Source organism: Bacillus sp. REN16, assembly GCF_020731355.1.
Classification (GTDB): Bacteria; Bacillota; Bacilli; order Bacillales; family Bacillaceae_L; genus Ferdinandcohnia.
In genome coordinates this window covers 64,340-90,326 of the sequence record NZ_JAJFZK010000006.1, presented here as the reverse complement: position 1 = coordinate 90,326, position 25,987 = coordinate 64,340, and the positions used below count along the sequence as shown (strand labels likewise).

18 protein-coding genes are annotated in these 25,987 nt (G+C 36.9%); 5 read left to right on the top strand and 13 right to left on the bottom strand.

Annotated elements, in window-relative coordinates:
* Position 1: 1 nt before the first annotated feature.
* From LKW28_RS09475 to LKW28_RS09440, 8 genes are all read right to left on the bottom strand, one after another.
* Positions 2 to 1,717, bottom strand: a complete 1,716-nt coding sequence (locus LKW28_RS09475) for a hypothetical protein (RefSeq protein WP_229140124.1) — start codon at positions 1,715 to 1,717, stop codon at positions 2 to 4.
* 166 nt (positions 1,718 to 1,883) lie between these two features.
* A complete protein-coding gene (locus tag LKW28_RS09470; protein WP_229140123.1) occupies positions 1,884 to 5,255 on the bottom strand; it encodes a carbohydrate binding domain-containing protein in 3,372 nt (1,123 codons plus the stop codon).
* A gap of 326 nt (positions 5,256 to 5,581) precedes the next feature.
* Positions 5,582 to 6,556, bottom strand: a complete 975-nt coding sequence (locus tag LKW28_RS09465) for an NAD(P)H-dependent flavin oxidoreductase (RefSeq protein WP_229140122.1) — start codon at positions 6,554 to 6,556, stop codon at positions 5,582 to 5,584.
* A 233-nt stretch (positions 6,557 to 6,789) separates the two neighbouring features.
* Positions 6,790 to 10,569, bottom strand: coding sequence for an AAA domain-containing protein (locus LKW28_RS09460; RefSeq protein ID WP_229140121.1), 3,780 nt, complete (start codon positions 10,567 to 10,569; stop codon positions 6,790 to 6,792).
* Between the two features lie 338 nt (positions 10,570 to 10,907).
* Positions 10,908 to 11,417 carry a GNAT family N-acetyltransferase gene (locus LKW28_RS09455; protein ID WP_229140120.1) on the bottom strand — a complete coding sequence of 170 codons (510 nt, stop codon included), beginning with the start codon at positions 11,415 to 11,417 and terminating at the stop codon, positions 10,908 to 10,910.
* A gap of 306 nt (positions 11,418 to 11,723) precedes the next feature.
* Positions 11,724 to 13,520, bottom strand: coding sequence for a M3 family oligoendopeptidase (locus LKW28_RS09450; protein WP_229140119.1), 1,797 nt, complete (start codon positions 13,518 to 13,520; stop codon positions 11,724 to 11,726).
* Between the two features lie 17 nt (positions 13,521 to 13,537).
* Positions 13,538 to 13,627, bottom strand: coding sequence for an AAA family ATPase (locus tag LKW28_RS09445; RefSeq protein ID WP_229140118.1), 90 nt, complete (start codon positions 13,625 to 13,627; stop codon positions 13,538 to 13,540).
* 78 nt (positions 13,628 to 13,705) lie between these two features.
* Positions 13,706 to 14,152 carry an SRPBCC family protein gene (locus tag LKW28_RS09440; protein WP_229140117.1) on the bottom strand — a complete coding sequence of 149 codons (447 nt, stop codon included), beginning with the start codon at positions 14,150 to 14,152 and terminating at the stop codon, positions 13,706 to 13,708.
* Positions 14,153 to 14,559: 407 nt separating this feature from the next.
* Between LKW28_RS09440 and katG the strand changes: the two genes are divergently transcribed.
* Positions 14,560 to 16,776 carry a catalase/peroxidase HPI gene (gene katG, locus LKW28_RS09435; RefSeq protein WP_229140116.1) on the top strand — a complete coding sequence of 739 codons (2,217 nt, stop codon included), beginning with the start codon at positions 14,560 to 14,562 and terminating at the stop codon, positions 16,774 to 16,776.
* Between the two features lie 73 nt (positions 16,777 to 16,849).
* Here the strand turns inward: katG and LKW28_RS09430 are convergent, their stop codons facing one another.
* From LKW28_RS09430 to LKW28_RS09415, 4 genes are all read right to left on the bottom strand, one after another.
* Positions 16,850 to 17,764, bottom strand: coding sequence for a DUF4097 family beta strand repeat-containing protein (locus LKW28_RS09430; protein WP_229140115.1), 915 nt, complete (start codon positions 17,762 to 17,764; stop codon positions 16,850 to 16,852).
* A complete protein-coding gene (locus LKW28_RS09425; protein WP_229140114.1) occupies positions 17,761 to 18,318 on the bottom strand; it encodes an HAAS signaling domain-containing protein in 558 nt (185 codons plus the stop codon). Before LKW28_RS09425 ends, LKW28_RS09430 begins: the two co-directional genes overlap by 4 nt.
* The gene (locus tag LKW28_RS09420; RefSeq protein WP_229140113.1) at positions 18,311 to 18,634 is read right to left on the bottom strand and encodes a PadR family transcriptional regulator; all 324 of its coding nucleotides are present in this window, start codon (positions 18,632 to 18,634) and stop codon (positions 18,311 to 18,313) included. Before LKW28_RS09420 ends, LKW28_RS09425 begins: the two co-directional genes overlap by 8 nt.
* Before the next feature lie 566 nt (positions 18,635 to 19,200).
* The gene (locus LKW28_RS09415; RefSeq protein WP_229140112.1) at positions 19,201 to 20,178 is read right to left on the bottom strand and encodes a S8 family peptidase; all 978 of its coding nucleotides are present in this window, start codon (positions 20,176 to 20,178) and stop codon (positions 19,201 to 19,203) included.
* 338 nt (positions 20,179 to 20,516) lie between these two features.
* Between LKW28_RS09415 and LKW28_RS09410 the strand changes: the two genes are divergently transcribed.
* From LKW28_RS09410 to LKW28_RS09395, 4 genes are all read left to right on the top strand, one after another.
* Positions 20,517 to 21,887 (top strand): LysM peptidoglycan-binding domain-containing protein, encoded by a 1,371-nt coding sequence (locus tag LKW28_RS09410; protein WP_229140111.1) that lies wholly within the window; start codon positions 20,517 to 20,519, stop codon positions 21,885 to 21,887.
* A 461-nt stretch (positions 21,888 to 22,348) separates the two neighbouring features.
* On the top strand, positions 22,349 to 22,765 hold the full coding sequence (locus LKW28_RS09405) for a DUF1641 domain-containing protein (RefSeq protein ID WP_229140110.1): 417 nt from the start codon (positions 22,349 to 22,351) through the stop codon (positions 22,763 to 22,765).
* A gap of 45 nt (positions 22,766 to 22,810) precedes the next feature.
* Positions 22,811 to 23,995: an NAD(P)/FAD-dependent oxidoreductase gene (locus LKW28_RS09400; protein WP_229140109.1), complete on the top strand. Its 1,185-nt coding sequence runs from the start codon at positions 22,811 to 22,813 to the stop codon at positions 23,993 to 23,995.
* A gap of 557 nt (positions 23,996 to 24,552) precedes the next feature.
* Complete coding sequence (locus tag LKW28_RS09395) at positions 24,553 to 24,936, top strand: helix-turn-helix domain-containing protein (RefSeq protein WP_229140108.1); 384 nt, start codon at positions 24,553 to 24,555, stop codon at positions 24,934 to 24,936.
* A 93-nt stretch (positions 24,937 to 25,029) separates the two neighbouring features.
* On the opposite strand, the gene LKW28_RS09390 is transcribed toward LKW28_RS09395, so the two are convergent.
* Positions 25,030 to 25,941, bottom strand: coding sequence for an MBL fold metallo-hydrolase (locus tag LKW28_RS09390; RefSeq protein WP_229140107.1), 912 nt, complete (start codon positions 25,939 to 25,941; stop codon positions 25,030 to 25,032).
* Between the last annotated feature and the right edge of the window lie 46 nt (positions 25,942 to 25,987).

Below are 25,987 nucleotides of genomic sequence, written 5' to 3'. Positions count from 1 at the left end.
GTTACTCCAACTCTTTTCCGATTATATTTAGTGACTGTCTTGAAACCAATTTCTCAACACATTGGACACCAAATCGTTCCACTACCTTTTCACTTTTGCAATTTGCATTTGAAATGGGAATATAGATAACTACATCATTATAGTTTTCATCACATTCAGTAACTACGTTATAGTTATCATCAATTCCTACAATCGATATATTACGGCGTTGTCTTTCCCAATTATTAATTCCCCTGGATGTCCAAAACGAAAAGCCTTGTTTTTTAGCCTCTTTGATCACATCATTAATTGCTTTATAAACAGCATTTTGATTATGAATATGGTATTGATGAAAGAGGAAATGAGCAACTCCGTCTACTCGTTTTACCATCTTCAAAAATGGATCAATGACACTTATATCAGCAAGCGCATGATGATTTAAATCTTGAGTCAAAAATCCTATTTCCAAGACGTTATAAAACCTATTTTCATCATCAGCAGATGCAACCGGGAAGAAAGGATGACATGTTCCAAATAAAAAGCCGATATTCCCTTTTTTACTGGGTCCTCTTGATTGGTCAACCTCAATGCCATGCTTTTCACACCAGGTAAAGAACTCCCCCCACCCTTCAAAGCGTGTGTAATGATTTTTATTTGAAATAATCTCATCTGTATTTGAGGCTTCTTTGAGAATGTTTAACTGACGACCAAATTCATCTTCTCCCCAAATACCGTCCTCAGTTTCTAACGCATTATAATGAAATGCTAACTCATGCCCATCCCTTTTTAATTGTTCATAAATGGAAGGATCATATCCCGGCATAATCATACACCATGTAGATTGGATTCCATTTTGCTTTAATACATTTAAGGTGGTTATTGCTGATGCGTCCTCGTTTAAATCACTATCATGGGAAATCATTGCCATATGTTTCACATGTCCCGGCCAGTAATGAATAAAAGGAAGTGTTAATTGCTTTTCAATTACTCTAGTGAAAAGATGTTCTAAAATGACTTCTCTCCATAAATCTGCATATGGAATCGAAAAATACGGGATGCCCGTATTTGTATATTCCCTGTCTAAATCCCAATCAAGCTCAAATCCATCGTCCGCTTTCAAAATACCCTCATCAAGATTCGCGCTTCCATCGGGAGCTGGTAAGCCATCCTTTGTTACGGGTTCTTTGCCTTGCTGAAACCCAACAATTAATTCCGGAATAGGAATTGCCCAACGATCTATATTTCCTTTCCCAACGCTAAATTGTTGTAATGCCGATATATTTAATTCGCTTTTTCCTTTATTAGTTCTAGACAACCATCCCTTTTCGGTTACATTATAAGTTGATTTTACTTCCACCCAGGGTTCTGCTCTTAAAAAACGTAGGGGATTTTCTTGGTTAAGCTCCTGATGTAAAAATGCATATCCTGTTTCCATTTCATTTCCTTTTCGGTAGCCAAACCAATCTGCCAACAAATTTAATCCGCCATAGCTAATTACAACTCCACCAGATTCGGCAAAATCCACAATTTTTGATATTGAGTTTGAATTCTCGTTTAGCAAAGCGATAACAACTATATCAAATTGATTCATTTCGGTAAGATCAGAAACGATTTGATAAGGTAATCGTAAATGTTCAAAAATCTCCAAAATATATAATTCAAAACTATTTAATCCTTTAGACCATTTTTCCTTTGCTTCTGCTTCATCAATAAAAACACCTATTTTTGCTATTTCCACATGATCACCCGCCCATTATTTATAAACATGTATATGACATGTATTTATCTATTACCATTAATATAATATAAAAACAATTTTCTTTCAATAAATTTTAGAATATTTAGATGAATTTAAATAAAACCCGGGACTAGTTTAATACCTTGTCCCGGGTTCTCTGCTATTTTTATTTACCGCTTTCTCCATATTTATTATTAACTTGTATTTTAATTGTGTTGGTTTTAACAACTTTTCCATTCAAAGTGATTGTAGCTGTAATTTTGGATGCACCACTTTTTAAAGCTGTGATCTCGCCGTTTTCGACAGAGATAATTTTTTCATTACTAATTTCATATTCAACTTTTGCACCTGATAATTCAAAAGTACTTCTTTGATTCTCTAGCTGGGCATGAATATTTAATGGGATCCTTTCGCCAGCTGTTATTTTCGTTTCTTTAACAGTAATAGTAGCCCCTGTTAGATCAACAAGTAACTTTTCGTCTGAATACTTATATAGGTGATTTCCATTTGATATATAGAATGCTCCAAAATCATCTTGAGTCATATGTTCTACTTTACTAGCAAGCAATGAAACTTCTTTTGATGTTACGTCGAATTTAAAAAATTTCCCTGCTGCAATGCCGTAAATATTTCCATCTGTACCAATTTCTAATTGGGCTTCTCTCCATCGATTCGCAGCTTCTGGATAGATATCCTTAGAATAAATTACTTCTTTTGTCTCCGGGTCAAATGTAAAGATGGTACCATTTGCCATCCCCCACACATTTCCATCGTGACCAATCGTTAATGCTGTAATCGCCTGTCTGTTTGGTACCGGAACAGTTTCAAATGTTTTTTCTCCACTTTCAATGTCCCAAATGAACAGTTTCGCTTCAGTTGTCGTAGGTTCAGATCCTTGTCCACCTGCGACCGTAGTTCCACCGTACACCTTTCCATCCTTATAGGTTAGTGAAACGATACTTTGATCCGGCATGATATTCCAGTAAACTTTTGGATCACCCTTTTCCACAACATCATAAATTGCAAAAGCTCCACCTAAATGTCCATTTTTGGGAACTGTTCCAATAAAGAGCTTATTATAGTCCTCAACACCTAACATAGCAAAAGGCCGATCCTGAGGTGTATATCCTTCAATCTTCGTGTTTGTTTCCAAACTGAATAAAGTATCTGGATTTAGTTTGTTTGAATCGGTTCTATTCCAAGGTGAACTTAAATCATATTCATAAATACGGGCATTAGGATACACACCCAAATACAGATTTCCATTTAAACTTGCCATTCCTTCACCCTGACCAATTCCATCAAGACGAATATTTTTATCAGAAGATGGCAAATAGACGCCCATATTCCCCGGTAAGTAACCAGTACTGTAAATTTTCCCATCCGGACCTTTTGCTAATTCATGAATAAGCACTGGCTCTGCTGGAAGCTCTAAATCTACCAATTTTAATTTACCTGTTTCTAAATTATACTTATAAAGTTTTCCTCCGTTTCCCGACAAGCCAACAAGTGAATAGCCAGGGAAGCCTTCTTCATTTAATTGTAGAAATTCATAACTAATCGCACTTCCTTGAATATCTACATTTAATGATTTAAATGTATTTGAGTCTAAATCATACTCGTAAAGAATTCCGTAATGTGTAAAATAAATTTTATTTGCGATTGGTGATTTAGCTGATACACCCCTAGAAGATTCAGGAATATTTTCAACCACTTCTCCCGTATCTCCATTCGTTGCTTTAATTACTTCTTTAGTCTTAGTATCTAACACAAACATCTCATAGCTTGATTCTTTTTGAGCAAATAGCTTTCCATCAACTAAATCAAGATCATACACCGAAATAATATCGGAAAACTGCTCAGGTAAAATATTGTTCTTCTTTCCTGTATTTATATCGTATTCAATTAGATGAGCAACACTACCAATTCCTGCATATACTTTATTTGTTGATTCATCATATGCAACACTTCTCACCCATTGTTGTCCTTGGACCATTGTGCCAAAGCTTGTAAATTCTTTAGTATCCGGATCGTACTGATATACACTTCCTGAGCCATAGGTACCACCGTAGATTTTTCCGTTACTAGCAATATCGATTGGATATAATACAGGATCTGTTGATACCACAGGATAACCAAGATTTTCTAATGTGTCAGTTTTTGGGAAATAGCGGTACAAATATCCCTTATTGTATGCACCAAGATAAACAGTTCCATCAGCAGCAACTGTTACGGCCCATGCACCAGATGTATCTTCCAATGGATAACTATTCACAAGTTTTTCTGTTTCAATATCGACAATTGCAAGTTTAGAAGGTGCTCCCGCTACAACTGTATAAAGAACATCGCGACCATTAGCATCCTTGCCAATATCACCTAGCATAACGGTTGTTTTTGAAACTTGCACTCCTAAATCCATACCTACTTCTTCGATTGGATTCACGATTTCCTCCTCCGGAAGTTCAACGATACCTTTCACTACCTGAACCTCATCAACATAGTGTTTATATGTTTTTGAATTACTTCCAGCAAATAAAATCGCTAATTTTGTTGCATTTTCAGGTGCTGTCGCTGTTACCATATTTTTTGTCCATTCATTTGTTGGGCTAGTTAATTTATTCCACTCGAAGTCTCCAGTGTACTTCCCATTTTCATCATAGAATCGAACATACATATCAACAGAGCCGTATTCAAGGAATACATCAGCAATCGCAGTGTATGTATCACTAGGATTGATCTCAATAAAATCACTGCGAACAAGCATATACTTATCAGGTTCATTTTCGATTATTAGGCTTTTTGAACCCTTGAACGACTTCTCATCAGTCACACCAAAATTATCACTATTCGATGAGCCATCCTTAGACCAACCCGGAATTGCACCGTCAACTAGATAATCTTCAAAACCGCCATTGACTACTGGGAAGTCTGTTATTTCAGGTTGTGTGGGCTCCACTTCGCTTTCAATGAGCTGCACACTATCAAAATAATAAGTACCGACATTTCCTTTTCCTGAGTAAAATAGAACAGCGACTTCAGCTGTATTATCAGGTGCAACAGCGGTTAATGTAATGTCCTCCCAAGTTAGTGTTGGACCCTTTTTAACCTCGTTATAACTTGTAATATACTTTCCATTACCATCAAAAAACCTCAAATAGATTTCCGCATTTCCAGAAGTTTCAGACAAAGTTTTCGCTGATACTCTATATTCCTTACCAGGGCTTGCAGAAACAGATTTACTAATGATCCCAACATTTCCAGAAGAACTAGCATCTTCTAATCTTAGGCTGTTTTCTCCACTAAAAGATTTCGTATTATCTACCAAAATCCCATCCGTGCCAAAAATTTGTGTCCATTCAGGGATATTCCCTTCTTCTGATGCCGGTTCCTCAAAATCAAAATTATCTATTTCCAAAATTTTTTCAGATGATTTTATCTCAGCAGCAAAATAGGTACTTGGAAGTGTGACGCTTAGAAGCATTAACATACAGGCAAATATTGCTAATCTTTTTTTCATGATTCCCCAATTGATTTGCATTGCTTCATCCTCCTTATTTAATTAATAAATCGCAAACCTTCACTCCCTCCAATACAGGTATATATCCTGTATTTTTAATAGTAAAAAAAAGACTACTAGAAAATGAGTATTCGATACATTTTAAGAATAGTCTAATTTTTTTAAAAAATAAATGCTACTTTTTTCCTATATGGTTATTTAATATCAATAGGTGGCAATTATAGTATGGGATACATTTCCAACTTACAAAATAAAGACCTGAATCTATTTAGATAGACTCAGGCCTTCCTTGGGTTATTCATTTTAGATGAAAATTAATTGAGAATCAAGAAGCATAATTTTAGTTTCTATGAAAATACTTGACTAGCTTTTAATAAGCTGTCTCTTGCTTCTATATATTCCTGATGAAGTTTCCTAACGTATTCTGATGCGCTTGACACTTCGTTAATAACACCGATTCCTTGCCCACTTCCCCAAATATCTTTCCATGCCTTTGATTTCCCATCTCCCCCAAAATTCATTTTTGATGGGTCACTTTCAGGAAGATTTTCAGGATCCAGACCGGCTGCACGAATGGATGGTGCCAGATAGTTCCCATGCACACCTGTAAATAGATTGCTATATACAACATCATCAGACGTACCTTCAACGATAGCCTGCTTGTATTCTTCCGCTGCTCGTGATTCATATGTAGCAATAAATGGCGTGCCGATATAGGCAAAGTCTGCTCCCATCGCCTGAGCTGCCAATATTGACTTTCCATTTGCTATTGAACCCGCTAACGCTAATGGGCCATCAAACCACTGACGAATTTCCTGTACTAAAGCAAAAGGACTCTTACTTCCTGCATGTCCTCCTGCACCTGAAGCAACCGCAATTAAACCATCTGCTCCTTTATCTATTGCCTTGTGGGCAAATTTATTATTGATGACGTCGTGTAACACAATCCCCCCATAGCTATGGGCAGCTACATTAACCTCTTCACGTGCCCCTAGTGAAGTGATAATAATCGGAACTTTGTACTTTATACAAAGTTCCATATCATGTTCAAGTCGATCATTTGACTTATGTACGATTTGGTTAATAGCAAATGGTGCTGCAGGACGATCAGGATTTTTCGCATTGTAATCGGCTAGGGTCTCCGTTATCTCGGCTAACCATTCATCCAGTTGTGAAGCTGGCCTGGCATTTAGCGCGGGCATCGAGCCCACAATCCCTGCCTTACATTGTTCAATCACAAGCTTTGGATTACTGATAATGAACATAGGTGATCCGATAACAGGTATCCTTAATGATTTCAGGATAGTTGGAATGTTTGACATGTTTACTTCCCCCAATTTCAAAACATTTTTACTGAACTGAAAATAAGTCATTCGGATTAATAGAAGATGTATGTATATGAGAGTTAGAAATCGCTTTCAATAATCCTTCAATTAAGTAATACTATATTTATAGAGTATTCGTCAACCTTTTGAAATAACAGTAACCAACATTAATAAAAGCACTCACAAAATTACATTTGTGAGTGTTCGAAATTTTGCGCATGACTCACCTATTACATCATCTGCTTTACTTTCACCAAATTTTTCTCTATCTCTAAAATCTTTCTTATCAATTGATCGACATTTTCCAACTCTGCACTTGGGTCCTTCCACCAGTTTCTGCTCCAAATACGGTGGATGGTCCAGCCTTTGCTTTCCAGAAATTTTTGTCGATACACATCTCTTTCTTTAGCGGACGGAGAACTATGGTACATGGCGCCATCACATTCAATCCCAAGTATATATCTTGATTCATTTTTAGGATGGACGATGGCAAGGTCGATTCGATAATTAGACATTCCCACTTGTGTGTCTACTTTATAGCCCATATCGGTTAATTGTTCATACACTTGTGTTTCAAATGGCGAATCAAAATGAAGTGCCTTTTCCTGGCGCTTTGTATTCATTTCTTCATTCAGCTCTGAAAGGACTGTACCGATTCTTTCTTTTTGTAGACTTGAAACCGCTTGCGCATACTCTAAATATCTTTTGAAAAACTTTGGTCCGACGTTTTTGGTTTTCGATACATCCAGCTCATTTGGTTCAATACTAGAGACAACGTAGATAGATTCTTTTGAGCGGGTAACTGCAACATTCAGTCTGTTTTCTCCACCCTGTTGGCCAAGAGGACCAAATCGATTGTATACTCTTCCATTTTCAGCTTTCGCATAGCCCACCGAAAAGACGATGATATCCCGCTCATCACCTTGCACATTTTCTATATTCTTCACAAAAATTTGTTCATCCAAATCCTTCCTCATGACTTGGTGATATATGGTATTAAATTCCTCATCTTCCTCTGCCAATTTATCAATATAATCGAGAATTTTATCCTGTTGTTTGGCATTAAAAGTAATGATTCCAATTGATTTTGTCGAGTCCTTTTGAAGAAGCTCCTTCAACAAAAGAACAACCTCCTTCGCCTCCACTTCATTACATTGGTTGATCCACCTGCCATCAACTTTACGCCATTGAATCGCAGCTGGACTCTTAAGATGTTCCACGTTTGGGGCAATCTGGATATTGCCGTTGTAATACGCATGATTTGAAAAATTTATCAATTCCTCAGACTTTGACCGATAATGCCATTGCAGCATTTTACTAGGGAAAACTCGTTTTGCTAAATTTAAGAGACTTTCTGATACTACTAGATCGTCCTCATCGACATCATCTTCATCAATTTGGATACTTCCTTTAAACATATTACTTGGCGGTAATTGTTTTTCATCCCCGGCAATAATCACTTTAGAAGCCCTGTAGACCGATGGAATTCCATTTTCAACAGTTAACTGGGATGCTTCATCAAAAATGACTAAATCAAATAAATCTTTCCCTAATGGGAAAATGGCCGACGCTGTCTCAGGTGACACAAGCCAAACCGGCAGCACATCTAACAAACCTTCAAGGGCATACTTATTAACAAGCTTACGGACTGGCCATATCTGTCTTTTCTTCCCTGTTTGATAGATTAGGTCCTTTATGGCTTTAGAATGTTGCTCCTTCACTTCAGCGAGCGCTTTTATTAAACGATTTTGCAAGACTTTAGCGGAAAGCTCCTTCTTTTCTTCTAAAAGTTCCTTGAATCTTGTTCGCAACCGTTGGAAGCTTTCAGTTCCAATCTTCGTTAGTTCCGGATGTTTCCGCTCGATTTCATCAATCCAGTAAATATAGGTGGATTGCTTTGTATACTCAACCCATTGCTTTGCTAATTCACGATGGATATTTCCCTTACTTTTATCCTTTAATTCATCGATAAGCGATTTGATATAAGCCATACTCTCGTCATAGGTTCTGTCCATATTGCGAAGGTCATCAAAATCTTGAATCACATATTCCTGTTGCTTTTGAAATTCAGGTAGCGGAATATCCCCCTTTGAGATTTGGTCCTTATATTTCTGTAATTTTTCTTCTATAAAATAAGGTGTTAATTGTTTCATCTCGTTCGTCATGTCGGTTGACACATGTGACAAATCATAGAGAATACGTAAACTCTCCCTAAGCTTTGGCCACTCAGTCGATGATAACCCTTTAAACTTGTCACCTTCGATCAATTCTTCAACAATCGTTTTTCCTGTAAAAGATGTCCACCACCAAAGTCTAAGTTTCTGGAGTGTTTTTTTCTCTTGTGGATTAAGATCCTCATAAATTTTTTCAAGCTTTCCTCCAACCTCCCAGCTATACTCAGGCGTTATCTCATCTTGTTCAAAATGCTCCAGATAGGAAATGCTTTTTTCAGCCTTCTCTATGACCTTCTTAAGGATTTCAACAATCGTCAAACGGTCCTTTATTTCAAGCTTAGCAAAGGATTTTCGGTCTTTTAACGGGTAATTCTCCTGTCCGAACCGACTATAATAGTTCCCATATGAAAAAATCGTTGTCAACACATCATCCAAATTATTCTTGTTTAAATCGTTAATCACTGATGTTAAATTAAGAATGACTTCCTGTTGGTTAACCGGTTTTCCAAGTCCGTACAGGTCATAAGCCCGATATCCATGAAGCTGTGTTTCATACAATCCTTCAGCGATTGCGTTTAGTTCATCCTCATATTTTTCAATTTTCTGTGATAGCTGGCCATATTCTAACTCTATCTCTTGTACATACTCATCTTTTACCAAGCGATTATGTAGTTTGCGATAAAGCCCGGTCCGATCTGTTTTTTCATCATGTAAAAGACTTACACTTGGTGATAGTCCGAGGCTGTCAAGCCTTTGATAAACAACGTCTAGCGCAGCACGTTTTTGACAAACTAACAAAACTCTCTTTTCATCGGCAATGGCATTTGCAATGATGTTGACAATGACCTGCGATTTTCCTGTACCCGGTGGCCCATGAACGACTATCCCTTGCGAATGTTCAATTGAATGGATGATTTCTTCTTGGGATGCATCTGTATCCAGAACGAAGAACTTTTCCTTTTCCTTTTTAGGAGGAGCTTCAGCAGTCATTTCACCCGTACCAAGATTATCAGTAGTGAAGTCAGAGTCCTGTTCCCCGACCTTCATTAATTCCCCGGCTAATCCAAAATCAGTTGTACCTTCTTCCAAATGCTGCAAGAAAGCTTCGTAGTCATTTAAAATGGCAGAGTTTCCTTGAGGAAAGTGGCCAAGAATCGCATAATTATCTAACTGAAACTCACCTTTCTTAAAATGGGGAATAAGATCAGTTGTTAGATTTTTAAAAGATTCTAGTTCTTGGCTATTCGACCAATTGATATTAATATTGTATTTTTTCAACCACGTTAACCAACTTAGAAAATCCATTTCCGTCGATTGAGCCACAGCCTCATCGTACATTTCATCGGGCACATAAAGATTACTCATTTTTTGCATAGCTAAAAACAGCGGTCGATTTAACATCGGCTCAGAATCTTCCATTGGATGAAGGACCCATTTTGTACCAAGTTCCTTCATTCTCTCTAATTTAACGGAATGTAAAAACAGAGGAGCACGTATGTACGTTCCATCTAACATTGCGCCGCTTATGAACGGATAACCGATATATAAATCATACAATCCGGTTTCGTCTTCTATTGCTTTTAAATTACGAAAAAGGGTTGTTAACTTCCCTGATAAATTCAGAGATTCTTCATCCCTTACGTTCTGCTTGATTAGTTCAACATTTCGACTATTTTTAATAATAGCATCCAAGATATCCTGAGGATTTTTATTGATTTTAGCTACTTCACTTACATCAAAATTCCATTTGTTGTACACCTTAAGCATGCGAATGGATCGATTTCGGCGACTAATGTCATTCAATCGATCCTTCAAAACCGTTAATTTTTCTTTCAATTTAGATCACCTAATTTTCCAGTTCGTTCAATTCCATAGTTTCAGTATATACTTCTTTAAGGATGAATATATCAAAAGGTGGGAAATTTTAGGGGTGTTGCAGTACAAGGGGAATATACGTAGGATATCACATGCAGTAAGTTTTTTATTGACGGAATAAAGCCCGCTTTGATAGTCCTATGCAAAGGAATGTAAAATAAAACGACCATAAATTAAATTTTATTTCCATAATATCCTCCAACACCGGCAACTCATTTCTACCTAGCAACCGGTTCGTTCAATATAATTACTTAAAACTTCACTCAACAAGAACGTTCTAAATTTTACTAAAATTTTGTTTACCCTTTATCCAGAACCTTGCCCATAATAACATATGGAGAATCATTTTTAATTGGAAGAAAAGGTTCCTTTACTACTACCCATCCCAAACCTTTGTACAAATTACGTGCCGATCTATTATTTACCTGAGTAGTTAGTAGAGCAGTCTTATTTGTTACTTCTTTTAGCAATTCACGAATAAGCATTTTTCCATAACCCTGGTTTCTATATGCTGGATGCACAGTTAATTCTACAAACTCAAAACAGTCTTCAAGCCATTTTTCATATTTCATCGGACCAAGTTCATTTGAAAGTAACTGATGATAATATTGCCCTGGTCTTGATGAATAGCCATACGAAAATCCTAGAATTTTCTCTGCATCTGACTTCATGATATATCCCCTAAAACCATCATAATTTAAGTGTTTTTTTAATCGTTCTATAATGGATTGATTCCATACTTGTCTATAAAGGTCATCAATCGTTTCTAGTAAATTTTCATCCCATTCTATTTTTTCAACCCTTGCCAACTTATTCCCTCCAATTATAAATAACGGCTTAAATTCTACTTTCCACTACAAATATTGAAGCCACTTATGGTGTTCAGGTTGATGCAATTCCAGTGCATGACGAAGCCATTTTTTCTTCTCATAATTGAGATAATCCATGTTTTTTTAAATCCTGCCATCAGTGAAGTAATACTCTGGCATTGCTTAAATGACATATTTATCTCTTCCTTCTTTAACATAAGCACTAATCCGCCAACAATTAACCCTTTCTTTAATTCTGCTTTATGATAAATACTTAAGATATTCCTTTTGAATTAATCGAATATTTTAAGAGGAAATTAAGTTAATAAATTCTTCAGCATCTTTGACACATAATTTCATTCCATTTTCCCAAAAATCTACTGAAGTAATATCCTCACCTAAATGTTTCATAACCAAATCTTCCATGGACATACTACCTGAGTCACGTAGCAATTCTATATAATCATTTTCAAATTCTTTCCCTTTTTCTTTTGATTTTGCATAGAGAGTTAGAGATAATAGGTACCCAAAAGTATATTGAAAGTTATAGAATGGCGATTTTGTAAGGTAATAATGTGGTGTCCAAGCCCACGTGTATTGAGAAGCACCATCAAGTGAACCATCATAAGCCACATCTAAGGCCTCTTGCATCAGCTCATTTAAACGTGATGAAGAAACAAACCCCATTTTACGTTCTTCATGAAATTTCTTTTCAAATAGAAACCTAGAATGAATATTCATGAAATTCATGACACTACGTTTCAATTTCTCATCAAGTAAAAACAATTTTTCTTCAGTAGATTCCGCATTATCTAATGCTGCGTCTAAGATGATTTGTTCGGAAAATGTTGAAGCGGTTTCTGCAATACTCAATGGATATATTCGATTCAATCCATCAACGGCTTTCATCGCATCATTATGAAAAGCATGACCTAATTCGTGTGCTAAGGTTAACAGACTTGTTATTCTGTCTCCATATGTCATAAAAACTCTTGATTCTCCAGTAAGAGGAAAACTTGCACAAAATGCCACAGCTGATTTATTTGAGCGATTTTCGGCCTCAACCCATCCATTTTTAAATGCCTTTAGAGCAAATCTTTCCATCTCATTTCCAAATTGGCTAAAATTCTTCAAAATAAAATCGACAGCATCTTCATAATCTATCTTTTGATTACTTTTTCCAATAGGTGCCCAAAAGTTATATGACTTCATCATTTTATCGCCATCCATTTTTGCTTTTGTATTAAGATAATCCAAAAATGTTTTTTTATATTTGCTTACTGCTGTCCACATTGCATTCAGTGTTTCCTCTGTCAAACGGTTATCCATTAGAGGTTCTACTAAGACATTATCTAGCCCCCTTTTTTCCAACACTTTTAATCGAAAACCTGCAATATGATTTAATATTTGAGCAAACAATTCCTCTTTTTCTTTCCAGATACTCTCTAAAGCATAATGAGCCGTTTTGCGAATTTCCTTACTATGATGAGAACGCAAATTAATGGTTTGACCAACAGATAATTCTTTGCGCTCTTCTTCGATTTGTATCTCGACCTTTATACTAGATAAGAATGAATTATAAAACTGCCCCCAAGCGTGATAACTATCTACTATTAAGTCCGAAACTAAACTTTCCTTTTCCTCTGAAAGTAATATTTCCGCTTTTTTACGCCATTCATTAAGTAGAAACTTATAGTTATGTAAATCCTTATTTTCTATTATTCTTTTCCACAAACATTGATCTATGTTTAATAAACCACATTGAAATGTTTTTATTGCTGATTCAATGCGAGCATTTATGGAAGATGCAACCTCTCTTAGGGTCATAGCATTCAGATCCTTTGGCTTTTGTGCAAGAAGACAGGTTATAAAAGAATTAACTTGAGATAGGATAATCCGAATGTCCGCAATGTGGTTTATTATAGATTCAACTTCAAGTAATACATTTTCTTCCACTATGTTTTTAAAAGAGTCTAATTTCCCCTCTAATTCACCTACCATAACTTCTAATTGTTTTATATGGTTATTAAGTTGTGTAGACTTACTTCCATCTGGATACAATTTATCTAGATTCCAGACTTTAGGGTATATTGTATTTTTCACTTTTTACCCCCGAAAGTTTATATCATACTATTTTTTATTTCTTTTTGAAGCTCGTTCGCAATTGTGGTCTTTCCTACACCGAAGGCTCCGTTTATCATTATGATCATTAAACTACCCCCTTCAAAGATAAATAAAATAATAGATAATTACCACAATCACCTTTTCTAGGTTTCCATAAAACAAGATTATAGATCCTGTTTATACACAATTCCATGTTCTAAGTATATTTTTAATAGTGTCAATGCTTCTCCCCAACCTACTGCACACCCAATACAAGCCTTTACATCTTTATCTGAATTGGTGTAGCCCGTCTCATTAAGAACAACTAGTGTTCCGTCTTTATAGGGTTCTAGATTAAAAGTTACTGTTGAATTTTGTTCTCCGGGTGACCATTGAAAAACAAATCTTTTATTCGGAGTTGCCTCAAGAATTTTCCCCCCATCATCAATATTTTCTTGTTCACTACCAAAATTTGTCCATCTCAATCGTATTTCACCGGTTCCATCACGGTTTATCTCTAAAGTTGTTTTATCTGTAAACCAAGCATTCCAACCTTGAGCTGTTGAGATTGTTTTATACACCTCTTCTATTGCTACTTTAATATAGATTTTGTGGTTTATTTCTGGCATCATCACAATCCTCCATCCAATTACTTTACTTTTTTTTGAACCTCTAATTTAATATTTTTGAATGTTGCCAGGTGAGTGCATCTGACTTGCTTTATATTCATCGTTATCATTATAATGGTAATATACCAAATATTATAACTCCTTAGTGAGCCTTCTTCTATGTTTGTAACAACATTTTTCTGTCCTCTACGAATTTACTTCTTTGTTTAGGTTTATGTATCTATCATAATTGACTTAACTTTAAAATATACTTGTCATGATGTTCTATAATTTTCAAAGTCTAGTTATCTTTCAATTCAGCCCTTCTTCTATTGTAGCAATTACATAATAAAAAGTATGATCATCCTAGTTTTCTAAACTAGATGAATAGATTAAAATTACTAATTTTCACAGAAGGAGAGATGTAAAAAATGGATTCAAAAGGTAATGCTAACATCGAAGGATGCCCGTTTCACGGGGGTGCTACTAGTAACAAATCAAGCGGTAGAACTAATCGGGACTGGTGGCCAAATGCGTTAAACTTAAATATTCTCCATCAACATGACAAAAAAACAAACCCCATGGGAGATGACTTTGATTACGTTGAAGAATTTAAAAAATTAGATTACGATGCTCTAAAGCAAGATCTTCGTATTCTAATGAAAGATAGCCAAGATTGGAGTCCAGCAGATTATGGGCATTACGGTCCTGCGTTTATTCGTATGGCTTGGCATTCTGCTGGTACATACCGTATTGGAGATGGCCGAGGTGGCGGCGGAACTGGTAACCAACGTTTTGCCCCACTTAACAGCTGGCCGGACAATGTTCTCCTTGACAGAGCACGACGCCTCCTTTGGCCAGTTAAGCAAAAATATGGGAATAAGATTTCTTGGGCAGACTTGTTTGTTCTAGCAGGTAATGTTGCCATCGAGGATATGGGTGGTCCTACAATTGGGTTTGGAGCTGGACGCGAAGACATTTGGCATCCGGAAGAGGACATCTATTGGGGAACTGAAACAGAATGGCTTGGTGATAATCGTTACACCGGCGAACGCGACCTTGAAAATCCGCTTGCTGCTGTTCAGATGGGGCTCATTTATGTGAATCCTGAAGGTCCAAATGGCAAACCAGACCCGATTGCAAGTGCGAAAGATATTCGTGAAACTTTTGCCCGTATGGGAATGAATGATGAAGAAACTGTGGCACTTATTGCGGGAGGACATACTTTCGGTAAGTCACACGGTGCAGGAGATCCTTCACATGTTGGTCCCGAACCAGAGGCCGCTCCTATTGAAGCAATGGGGTTAGGTTGGCAAAGTACTTATGGCAAAGGTGTTGGCCGTGATACAATCGGCAGCGGGATTGAAGGTGCTTGGACTGCGAATCCTACACAGTGGGACAATGGTTACTTTGATCTATTGTTCGGATATGAGTGGTGGCTGACAAAGAGTCCAGCAGGTGCTTGGCAATGGCTTATTGTCGATCCAGCCGAGGAGCATCTAGCACCAGATGTTGAGGATCCATCGATTAAAGTTCCGACTATGATGACCACAGCAGATATGGCATTACGTTTTGATCCAGAATATGAAAAAATTTCTCGTCATTTCCATAAGAATCCAGAAGAATTTGCAGATGCATTTGCACGTGGATGGTTCAAGCTAATTCACCGTGACATGGGTCCAAAAGCAAGATATCTTGGTCCAGAGGTTCCGGAAGAAGACTTCATCTGGCAAGATCCTGTACCAGCTGGTAATTATGATTTAACAGATGCTGAAATAGCTGAATTAAAAGGGAAAATCCTAGACTCTGGACTAACAGTCAGTAAGCTTGTAGAAACAGCTTGGGCTTCTGCAAGTACATACCGTGGCTCAGATCATCGAGGTGGTGCAAATGGGGCGCGCATTCGTCTTGCTCCGCAGAAGGACTGGGATGTAAACCAACCAGAACAGCTTGCACAAGCACTTCAAGTATTAGAAGGCATTCAACAAGATGTAGATATCAATATCAGCCTAGCTGATTTGATTGTACTAGGTGGTTGTGCGGCAATCGAAAAAGCTGCCCAAGATGCGGGCTTTGAGGTAACAGTACCATTTGCTCCTGGACGTGGCGATGCAACACTTGAGCAGACAGATGTAGAAAGCTTTAACGTACTCGAGCCTATTGCTGATGGCTTCCGTAACTATCAAAAGAAACAGTATCGTGTAAGCCCAGAAGAACTTCTCGTCGATAAAGCTCAACTTCTTGGCCTTACTGCACCAGAAATGACTGTTCTTATTGGTGGTATGCGTGTTCTAGGTACAAACCATGGCGGCTCAGAGCACGGAGTATTCACTGATCGTGTAGGCCAACTCACGAATGATTTCTTTGTGAACTTGCTTGACATGGGAATTCAATGGAAACCGGCAGGAGAAAATGTCTACGAAGGCAGCGACCGCAAAACAGGCAAAGTCGTTCGTACAGCTACTAGAGTGGACCTTGTATTCGGTTCTAACTCCATCCTGCGTTCCCTTGCAGAAGTGTACGCACAGGATGATAACAAAGAGAAGTTTGTGCGTGATTTTATTGCAGCCTGGGTAAAGGTAATGAATGCAGATCGTTTTGATCTTAAATCGGTTGAAAATAAAAAAGTTCAAGTAGAAAGTATATAAAATTATAATTAAAAATGGTGCCTGCCCTCTTGCAATATAACGCTTTAATACAATAGGGGCAGGCCCCTTTTTTCTATTTATTTATAACCGTGATATCACCACTATCTGTTTCTAATTGAATCAAGATAGTTCCATTTCCGATTTCCGCGTTGTTTTTATATTTATCAAATAAATTCACATCACCTGAAAATGTACTTACCTCAAAAGAAATGTCCTCCGGCTCTTTTTCTGATTCAATTTTGATATCACCACTGAATGTTTTCCCATGTATGGATTGCGAAATTTCGCTGGTTGAAATAAAGACGTCACCACTATCCGTTTTTGTTGATATTTCACCATTTATTTTTTCTAATTTAATATCTCCAGAGAATGTAACGGCACCGAATGATTTTACAGGAGCATCTAGGACATATAAATCACCACTGTCTGTTACCGTTTCAATCGCTCCCTGCACATGTTCCATGTGGACGTCACCTGAAAATGTTTTTAAAGTCATTTTTTCAGAAGTGATATTCTCTACTTTCACATCGCCACTATCTGTTTCCAGATCAATCGTTTTCGACTGAAGCTTCTGTACAAGTACATCAGATGAGAAACTTTTAATTTTCACACTATTATACATTTTTTCTGGTGCAAATATTTTTAATTTCAGAGCTGGAATGTAGAAATTAAAGCTAAACCATTTTTTATTTTCAGACTGCAATGAAACAAATAGAGTTTCGCCTTCCTCTTTGACAGAAAAATCATGTATTGTATTTTCTACACCTGTTCCAACAAGCTCGACTCTTGCTTCATCCATCCTTGGTACTGAAATAAACTCTATATCTGTACTATCAACATCAATTTGTATGGAAGTGATATTCTCATTTTCAATTGGCTTTTTATCATTAATTTTAACTTCTTTATTCATTGAACCATATGTTACAACACTTCCGATTACACCTATGAGAAATAATAGGAGTGCTAATAAAGTTAACTTTTTAATCATGCTGGTTTCCCACCCTTCACTATGGAAACATTGAATTTCAGATAACGAAGAAATCCATTTTTTACACCAACTGTCCCATAATACATGCCAATTGAGATTAATATTCCAAGTCCGCATAACGCGATTGAAAAGAAAGCATCATACCATTCAAAAATTTCAGGATTGATGATGGTATTGATGATTACCAATAATGGACTCAAAATCCCTGCCACACCAGAAATCCAACCAGCTAATAAAAGGAAAACTACTACTAGGAATGGTCCAAGAACAATCACTAAATTAACAAAACCAAGTCCAATCACTGCCCAAACTGCTCTGAACATATTTCGAGTGGATGAAATTTCTTCCATTTTTTCAATATGATAAGCAGCAAGTAATTCTTTCGCTAATTGCTTAGGTGAACCAAGTGATGCTGCAATCTGACTTTCTGTTTTTCCTTCTTCTACACCGATTGAAAAATATTCCTCGTAATCTTGTAAAATATCCGCTTTTTCATCTTTTGGCAGTTTTCGTAATTGCCTTTCCAAATCTGAAAGAAATTTTATTTTATTCATTCGACATTCCCTCCTTAATTAATAGATTGACTCCCTCCGTGAATTCCTTCCACTCTTCCACTAATTGATGTGAGTATTCACGTCCTTTATCGGTAAGCCTATAATACTTTCTAGGTGGTCCTTCACTGGATTCTTGTAAATATGTTGTAAAAAACTCTTCTTTTGTTAACCTTCTTAACAATGGATAAACAGTTCCTTCCGATATTTCAATTTGGTCGGAAATTTTCTGGACAAGCTCATATCCATATCGATCCTTCTTATCCAACAGTACAAGTACACAAAGCTCTAAGACACCTTTTTTAAATTGAACGTTCACTGTTATTCACCTCATCTCATCAGGTTTATATATAGTACAACATTCACTACCTTGCAATAAACAATACCTAGTCAAAAAAATTAGAAGTTGTGTATAATATAACATCATGTACTATACATTGCAAGGTACTATATATTTAATTACCTTGAAATGTGATTTCCTACATTTTGGTCCCTAAAACACAAGTTATTATAAGTGTGCAAACTATAAAAGATCTCTTTTTAAAATTGGATAGGATGATTATATTCTTAAATTTTACACAATATATAATGGAAGTGATCGTATTCTTGTGAACGGAGGTACACGATATGTCAAAAAATCATAAAGAACCACTGACTAATATTGAATTTAGTATATGGGACACAAATACAGACAATAATCAACCAACATCTCCAAGTAAATCTTCAGATTCATTAAGGAAAAAGTCTCTACAAATAGATGATAGAAATTAAGTTTTAATTGTTGAATCCCTTATGCACCTGCAATTTTTGTTTCTCTGTTCTAACGTAATAAAGCCCTTAAAATTTGCTGATCTTAAGGGCTTTTTGGTTATTCAGTTTTTTGTACTAGTGAGTTACATTCATGCTCGATGTTTGGATTAAATCGTTTAATTTTTCTACAATGTCCAGCTGGAGGAATCCATTTCCTTCAGCACTTTTTCTGTTACCCAGTGGTACAGTTCTTCTGATGAGCTGCGCGTAGATTTCGGCTTCACTTAGTGTTCGTTCAAACTCTTTTTCACTTACATTTATAAGTAAAGCAATCGCACCTGCAACATGAGGGGCCGCCATGGAGGTTCCTGTTAATTCTGCAAATTTATTGTCAGGAAATGTTGAAACCACATCCACCCCAGGTGCCACCAGATCAATTTCCGTATGTGTGTTTGAAAATGGAGCAAGTTCCAAATCCATGTTCACAGCGCCGACAGAAATCACTTCGTTATATGCCCCAGGATAGGCATATTCAAATGTATCTTCACGGGAATCCCCTTCATTCCCTGCTGCAACAACGACCGAAATGTTTTGATTAACAGCATCTTTTATCGCCTTATGCATCTCAGGTACGTCTTTTGGACCACCCAGTGACATAGAAATTACACGAACTCTTTCGTTGTTAGGTCCTCTCCAATCAACCGCAAAGCTAATGGCATCGATTATCCATTCATAATTGCCTGCCCCTTCTCCCGTCAAGGCTTTTAGGCTTAAAATTTTAGCCCTTGGGGCAACCCCCACAACTCCTTCATTATTAAGACTAGCCGCTATGGTACCGGATACATGTGTGCCATGACCATTATTGTCTTCAAAAATCTCTGAGTCTCCATTGTAATCCGTTGTAAAATTACGTCCTGCAATAATTCGGTCCTTTAGATCTGAATGTGAAGTGTCAACACCGGTATCAATCACCGCAATGACAATGCCTTCACCTTGGTTGCTGTCTTCCCATAAAGAAGGTGCTTGTACAATTTGAATCCCCTTTGGTGTTTCATTTGTTTGATCCACAACTGACTGAATGGTAAATGGTAATAATTTGACTTGATTTTTCATGAAGATTTTCCTCCTTAAAATCGATTTTCAAAAAAATTACCTTATTCCCTTCTGCCTAGTCTTGGGTTGTCATAAACCAAGTCTATCTCTCGGTTGTATGGGAACATTTGTTTTATTATACCAATGGTAAATAGGTTTATCAAGATAGAATACTAAAAATTCAGAAAATGAATAGATTGTCCCAGTTTTTATTACGGACTATTTTCTTAGCTTTAGATCTTATTTTTGCATCAAATTTGCGCGATCCTACACACTTTTAAACATGATATTCTGCATTTTCATTATTGTAAAAATGAAATATAGGGGGATAGTAAAAAGGAAAATGGAGGGTGATTGACATGGAAACTTTTACTCATTACAAAATTAACCATACCGACAACGGAATTGAAGTGGTCTTATATATGAATGAAAACTTAACAGAATTCTCGGCAGAATTAGGAACTCTCTCTAAAGTGAATGAGTCCAGTATTACGGCTGATGCGATTAACTATATCAAAAGCAAATTACCATTATTGAAGATAAAAACCTGTAAAATTATGGCTGGGGGAATGTTGTTGTCTGTTCTAGGCGTTGGTGCACTGCCAACAAATAAAGCTTCTGCGGCAAAAAACGATATTCAACAATCGGAGATAACTTCTTTATCGTATACCGTTTCATCCGGTGATACTTTATATAGTCTAGCCATGCGTCACGGGATAACGGTAGATGCTCTAAAGCAAGCCAATCATTTATCTTCAGATGTATTACAAATTGGACAAAAGTTGACAATTCCCAATGGCGTTATATCAACCCCAAATCAAATGATATATAAAATTGTTTCAGGAGATACGTTATACAGTATTGCCACACGTAACGGAACAACTGTGGATGCCATTAAATCAGTGAATAATCTGTCATCGGATTTTTTACAGATTGGGCAGACGTTGACAATTCCAAACGTAAGTACTCCTGCACCTGCTCAAACTGCTGATACTACTACACATCAAGTTGTTTCCGGGGATACGTTATACAGTATTGCTAAACGCACCGGCACAACGGTGGATGCTTTAAAGAAAGCAAATGATTTATCTTCAAATTTATTAGAGGTTGGACAAGAGTTGACCATCCCCAAAAGTAAGACTTCTTCCCCATCTCCAACCACTAAAAATAAATGTGAAGTTGTCGCTGGGGATACGTTGTACAGTATTGCCACACGTAACGGAACAACAGTGGACGCCGTCAAGAAAGCCAATAATCTATCTTCAGATTTATTAAGTCTTGGACAAACATTGACAATTCCTTCTATGAGTACGCCAATCACAACTGAAACATCATTCGCTTCCAAGCAACAGCCAGCGAAAAACCAGGAAGAAGTCGAGTGGCTTGCAAAAATGATATTTAGTGAAGCAAGAGGTGAAACACTAGAAGGACAAATAGCTGTTGGTGCGGTAATTATGAATCGGGTAAAAAGCCCTTTATTCCCTAATACTGTTAAAGATGTATTATTTGAAAAAAGCTACGGATATTATCAATTTACCCCAGCAGAAACCGGTGCAATAAATACAGCCACTCCTAATTCCCAACATTTAGAAGCAGCAAAACGGGCGATGAATGGTGAAGATCCAACTAATGGCGCATTATTTTTTTATAATCCTGATAAAACGTCAAGCTCCTACCTTCGAAGCCGTACAGTTTCAACCAAAATAGGCGGCCATGTATTTGCTTTTTAGATTTCAGAGTGTTTTTATAATCGGACTTTACTCGCAAAAAACGGGGCTTTTCTATAATGAAGAGTCCATGTTTCGAATGAACATTTCCACCATCCATTAATTTGAATTAGTTTAGTCATTCCTACTAATATTATTTAGCTTCAATTAATCCTTTTACCACTTTATTATATACGGAACCAAATGCTGGTTGTTTACGAATTTCAAAAACAGCGTTATAGTTATATTGTCAAATAGATATCACATTGAAATAACGTTAAGGGAATTACATAAAAACACGGTTCAAACAAGTTTAGATTTCTAAAAAATGTATACTTTAATACAAAAATTAAATTATATGTTTAGCTTTAATCACTGTTGCTTGCCCTTATAAAATGTGAATATGTGAACATGACTCGAAATCTACCAGCATTTTCACCCAAGATATGCTTTGTAGAAATTCAACTAAGAAGGAGAATTTGGATATGACAGAAGTATTGACTAAAACTCAAGAATCACTAGGCAAAGAAAAAACAGATGTACTTGATCAATTATTAAAACCTGAAGTTCAAGAATCACTCACTACTTTAGTGGAGCAACTACCAAAATTAACAGAGGCTGTAAATCTGTTAACAAAAACATATGACTTAGCCCAATTAGTAGCAACCGATGAAGTATTAAAAAATGATACAGTTAGTGCCCTAAAAGAATTTTCTGAACCTGTAATTGGCTCGGTTAAAACGATCGCGGCAACTGCTATCGAAGCAAAGGACCGTGCAGAAGCTTCAAATGAGAATATCGGTCTATTTGGTGTATTAAAATTATTAAAAGATCCTGAAGCACAAAAAATGTTGCGCTTCGTGAGCGCATTTTTAGAAGTTCAAGCTGAACGTAAAGCATAATATTTTATACCCATTTTTATTACTAGTATGGACGGAGGATAAATTATGTCAAAGGAAATCGTCATCTTAGGTGCGGGTTACGGAGGCTTATTAACTGCTCTAACATTACGTAAATATGCAAGCAAAGAGGAAGCCCAAATTACTGTGGTGAATAAATACCCTAATCACACACTTATTACAGAATTACACCGTCTTGCGGGAGGTTCAACAACTGAGCGCGCAATCTCTTTCCCTTTAACAAAACTTTTTAAGGAAAAAGATATAAACGTTGTAATTAGCGAAGTGACAACTTTCTCAGTAGACAAAAAAGAAGTTCACCTGGCGGACGGTGCTGTCTTGAGTTATGACAACTTAGTTGTTGCTCTTGGGAGCCAAACTGGTTTCTTTGGTATCCCAGGACTTGAAGAAAATAGTTTCGTATTAAAATCAGTTGATGATGCACACCAAATATACAAACACATTGAAAGTAAAATCGCTTCCTATGCGGAATCTAAAAACCAAGCAGATGCAACTATTGTAATCGGTGGTGGTGGTTTAACTGGTGTTGAACTCGTTGGTGAAATCGTTGACCACTTCCCTAAAATTGCTAGAAAATACGGCGTTAACTTCAATGATTTAGACATCAAATTAGTTGAAGCTGGCCCTAAAATCTTACCAGTTCTTCCAGATAACCTAATTGAACGAGCTACTGAAAGTTTAGCTAAGCGTGGCGTTGATCTCTTAACCGGGCTACCGGTTACAGGAGTTGAAGGGAATAAAATTTCCCTCAAAGACGGATCTACAATCGAAGCAAACACATTTGTTTGGACTGGTGGCGTTGCAGCACTGCCAATCGTTCAAGAATCAGGTCTTGAATGTGATCGTGGTAAAGCGGTTATTGACGAATACTTACGTTCTAAATCACATCCAGAAGTATTTGTGGTTGGTGACGCATCTGTTGCCCTTCCAGCTGATGGAGGTCGTCCATTATATGCGCCTACCGCTCAAAACGCATGGCAAATGGGAGAAACATGTGGGTACAACCTTTTTGCAATCCTTAAAGGTCAACAACTCGAGGAATTTAACCCAATCAACTCTGGTACACTTGCCAGTCTTGGTCGTAAAGACGGTGTAGCAACGGTTGGCAGTAACAATATTCCGCTAAAAGGTCTTCCGGCTTCATTAATGAAGGAAGCAAGTCATGTTCGTTACTTAACTCACATCAAGGCCCTTTTCGGCTTAGCATACTAAGATTTACATTAAAATAAGCCAAGAAAGCCAATTTTCTGCAATTGAAAATTGGCTTTTTCTATGTATAATGTATCACTTAACTGATACATTTATTTTCCCCCTAACAATACCACCGTACCTAAAGCTTATGCCCATCCTTATACAAAAAAATCACAGGCATCGCACCTGTGATTTTCATTACTTAATATTTCAAACCATGTCCAAGTTTATAGACATTACCGTCAGTATCTTTATAAGCATAGCTCATAAAGGCTGGCATATATTTGTCTTTATCATATCCTGGTACGTCATTAGGGGATACGCAATCTCCATTTTGGTAAACGGCGATCACTTCTTCACTTGCCGGTAAGGTTATTGGTAAGACTCCTGTTGGTTTATGATTCTAAAAGAGGTAGCTCTTTCCAGATCTTTATGGAAAACTTCAATATATACCTTTTTAGAATTCAACTTGTCCGTAGTGAGCGGCAAGGTTTCGTTAGAGTTTTTCAGTACAGTCACTGATTTTTTATGTGCTTCATATGCAGCTTCCCAATGGGCTTTTGTGCTGAATTAGGGCTATGGAAATTATTTTAGATCCGGAAAGTGGTGAGACTACAAGCAGTCTAAGCAGTGACACCGATCAACGCTTACATTCAATTATCGAATACATTGAAAACCATTTGACCGATCCAGGAATGAACTTAGACAACGTATCAAGTCATTTTCATTTAAACAAATATTATTTTTCCCATTATTTTAAGAATCACATGAAAGTGCCCTTTTATCGATATGTATTATTGAAACGACTAGCAACCGCCGTTGCATTCATTCAACAAAATGAACTCTCAATTGAGGAAATTGCCACAAAATGCGGTTTTCAAGATTATTCCAGCTTTTATCGGCTTTTTAAAAAGGAATATAATCTATCTCCAAAAAACTTACACAAGGAGTTTAGGAAGTAGCCCAATTAAGGAAACACAATGAAACCTATAAATTTTGATATAAAAAAATGCATTGAGAGCTCAATTCCTCAATGCATTTTTGTAACATCATATTTACATCACAGTTTCCCCTATTAGTAAAACTTTCAATTGCTCCTCCGGTAATTGCTGTTTTTTCCATTCTTGCAATAAGCGGTCTAAGGCTTCGGGTCCTGTGTCGTCTGCCAATCGATAAGCACCATAATGCATTGGAACAAATTGTTTTGCCTTTAATTCGATAAAAGCCTTCACACTATCTTCAGGTGAAATATGTGAGTCAGCCATAAACCATTCAGGCTCATACGCGCCAATTGGCATAAATACAGTATCAATCATATGTCGTTCTGCTATCTCCTTAAACCCTGGAAAATAGCCTGTATCACCAACAAAATAATACGTTTGGTTGGCATTCTGAAAAATCCACCCACCCCAATGAGAAGTATTCATATCGCCCATCGTTCTTCTTGTCCAGTGTTGAGCAGGGACAAATTGAATCTGAACCCCTCTGTATTTAGTCGTTTCCCACCATGTCATCTCGCTAACATTTTGGTACCCTTTTTTTCTAAAAAGGGACTTCAAGCCTATGGGAACAAAATATTGCGGGTTTCCTGGTATTTTTTTTAACGTCGGAAAATCAAGATGGTCGTAATGTCCATGTGATATCACTACAACGTCAATTTCAGGCAGCTCTACCGATGAAATTCCTGGATCGGTTAATCGCTTCTCAAAACCCATTCTCTTTGCCCATACCGGATCCGTAAGAATATTTAGGCCATTCAACTGAAGCAAAAAGGTAGAATGTCCAATCCACGTGTAGGAATCTCTACTTCGGTTTTCTCTAAGTTCTTCAATCCTTTTGTTTGGACACTGTGGTATATTTTTGGTTAAATCTTTCACTTTATTTCGTCTTTCTTTTTGCCACTTTCGCATATCCTGAAACGTTTTTTTGTTGGTTACATTATTTAAATTAGAATATCTTTTTTTCATATTCTCACCTTTTTAAAGAGCTTCTACTAGAATACGCCAACTTGTA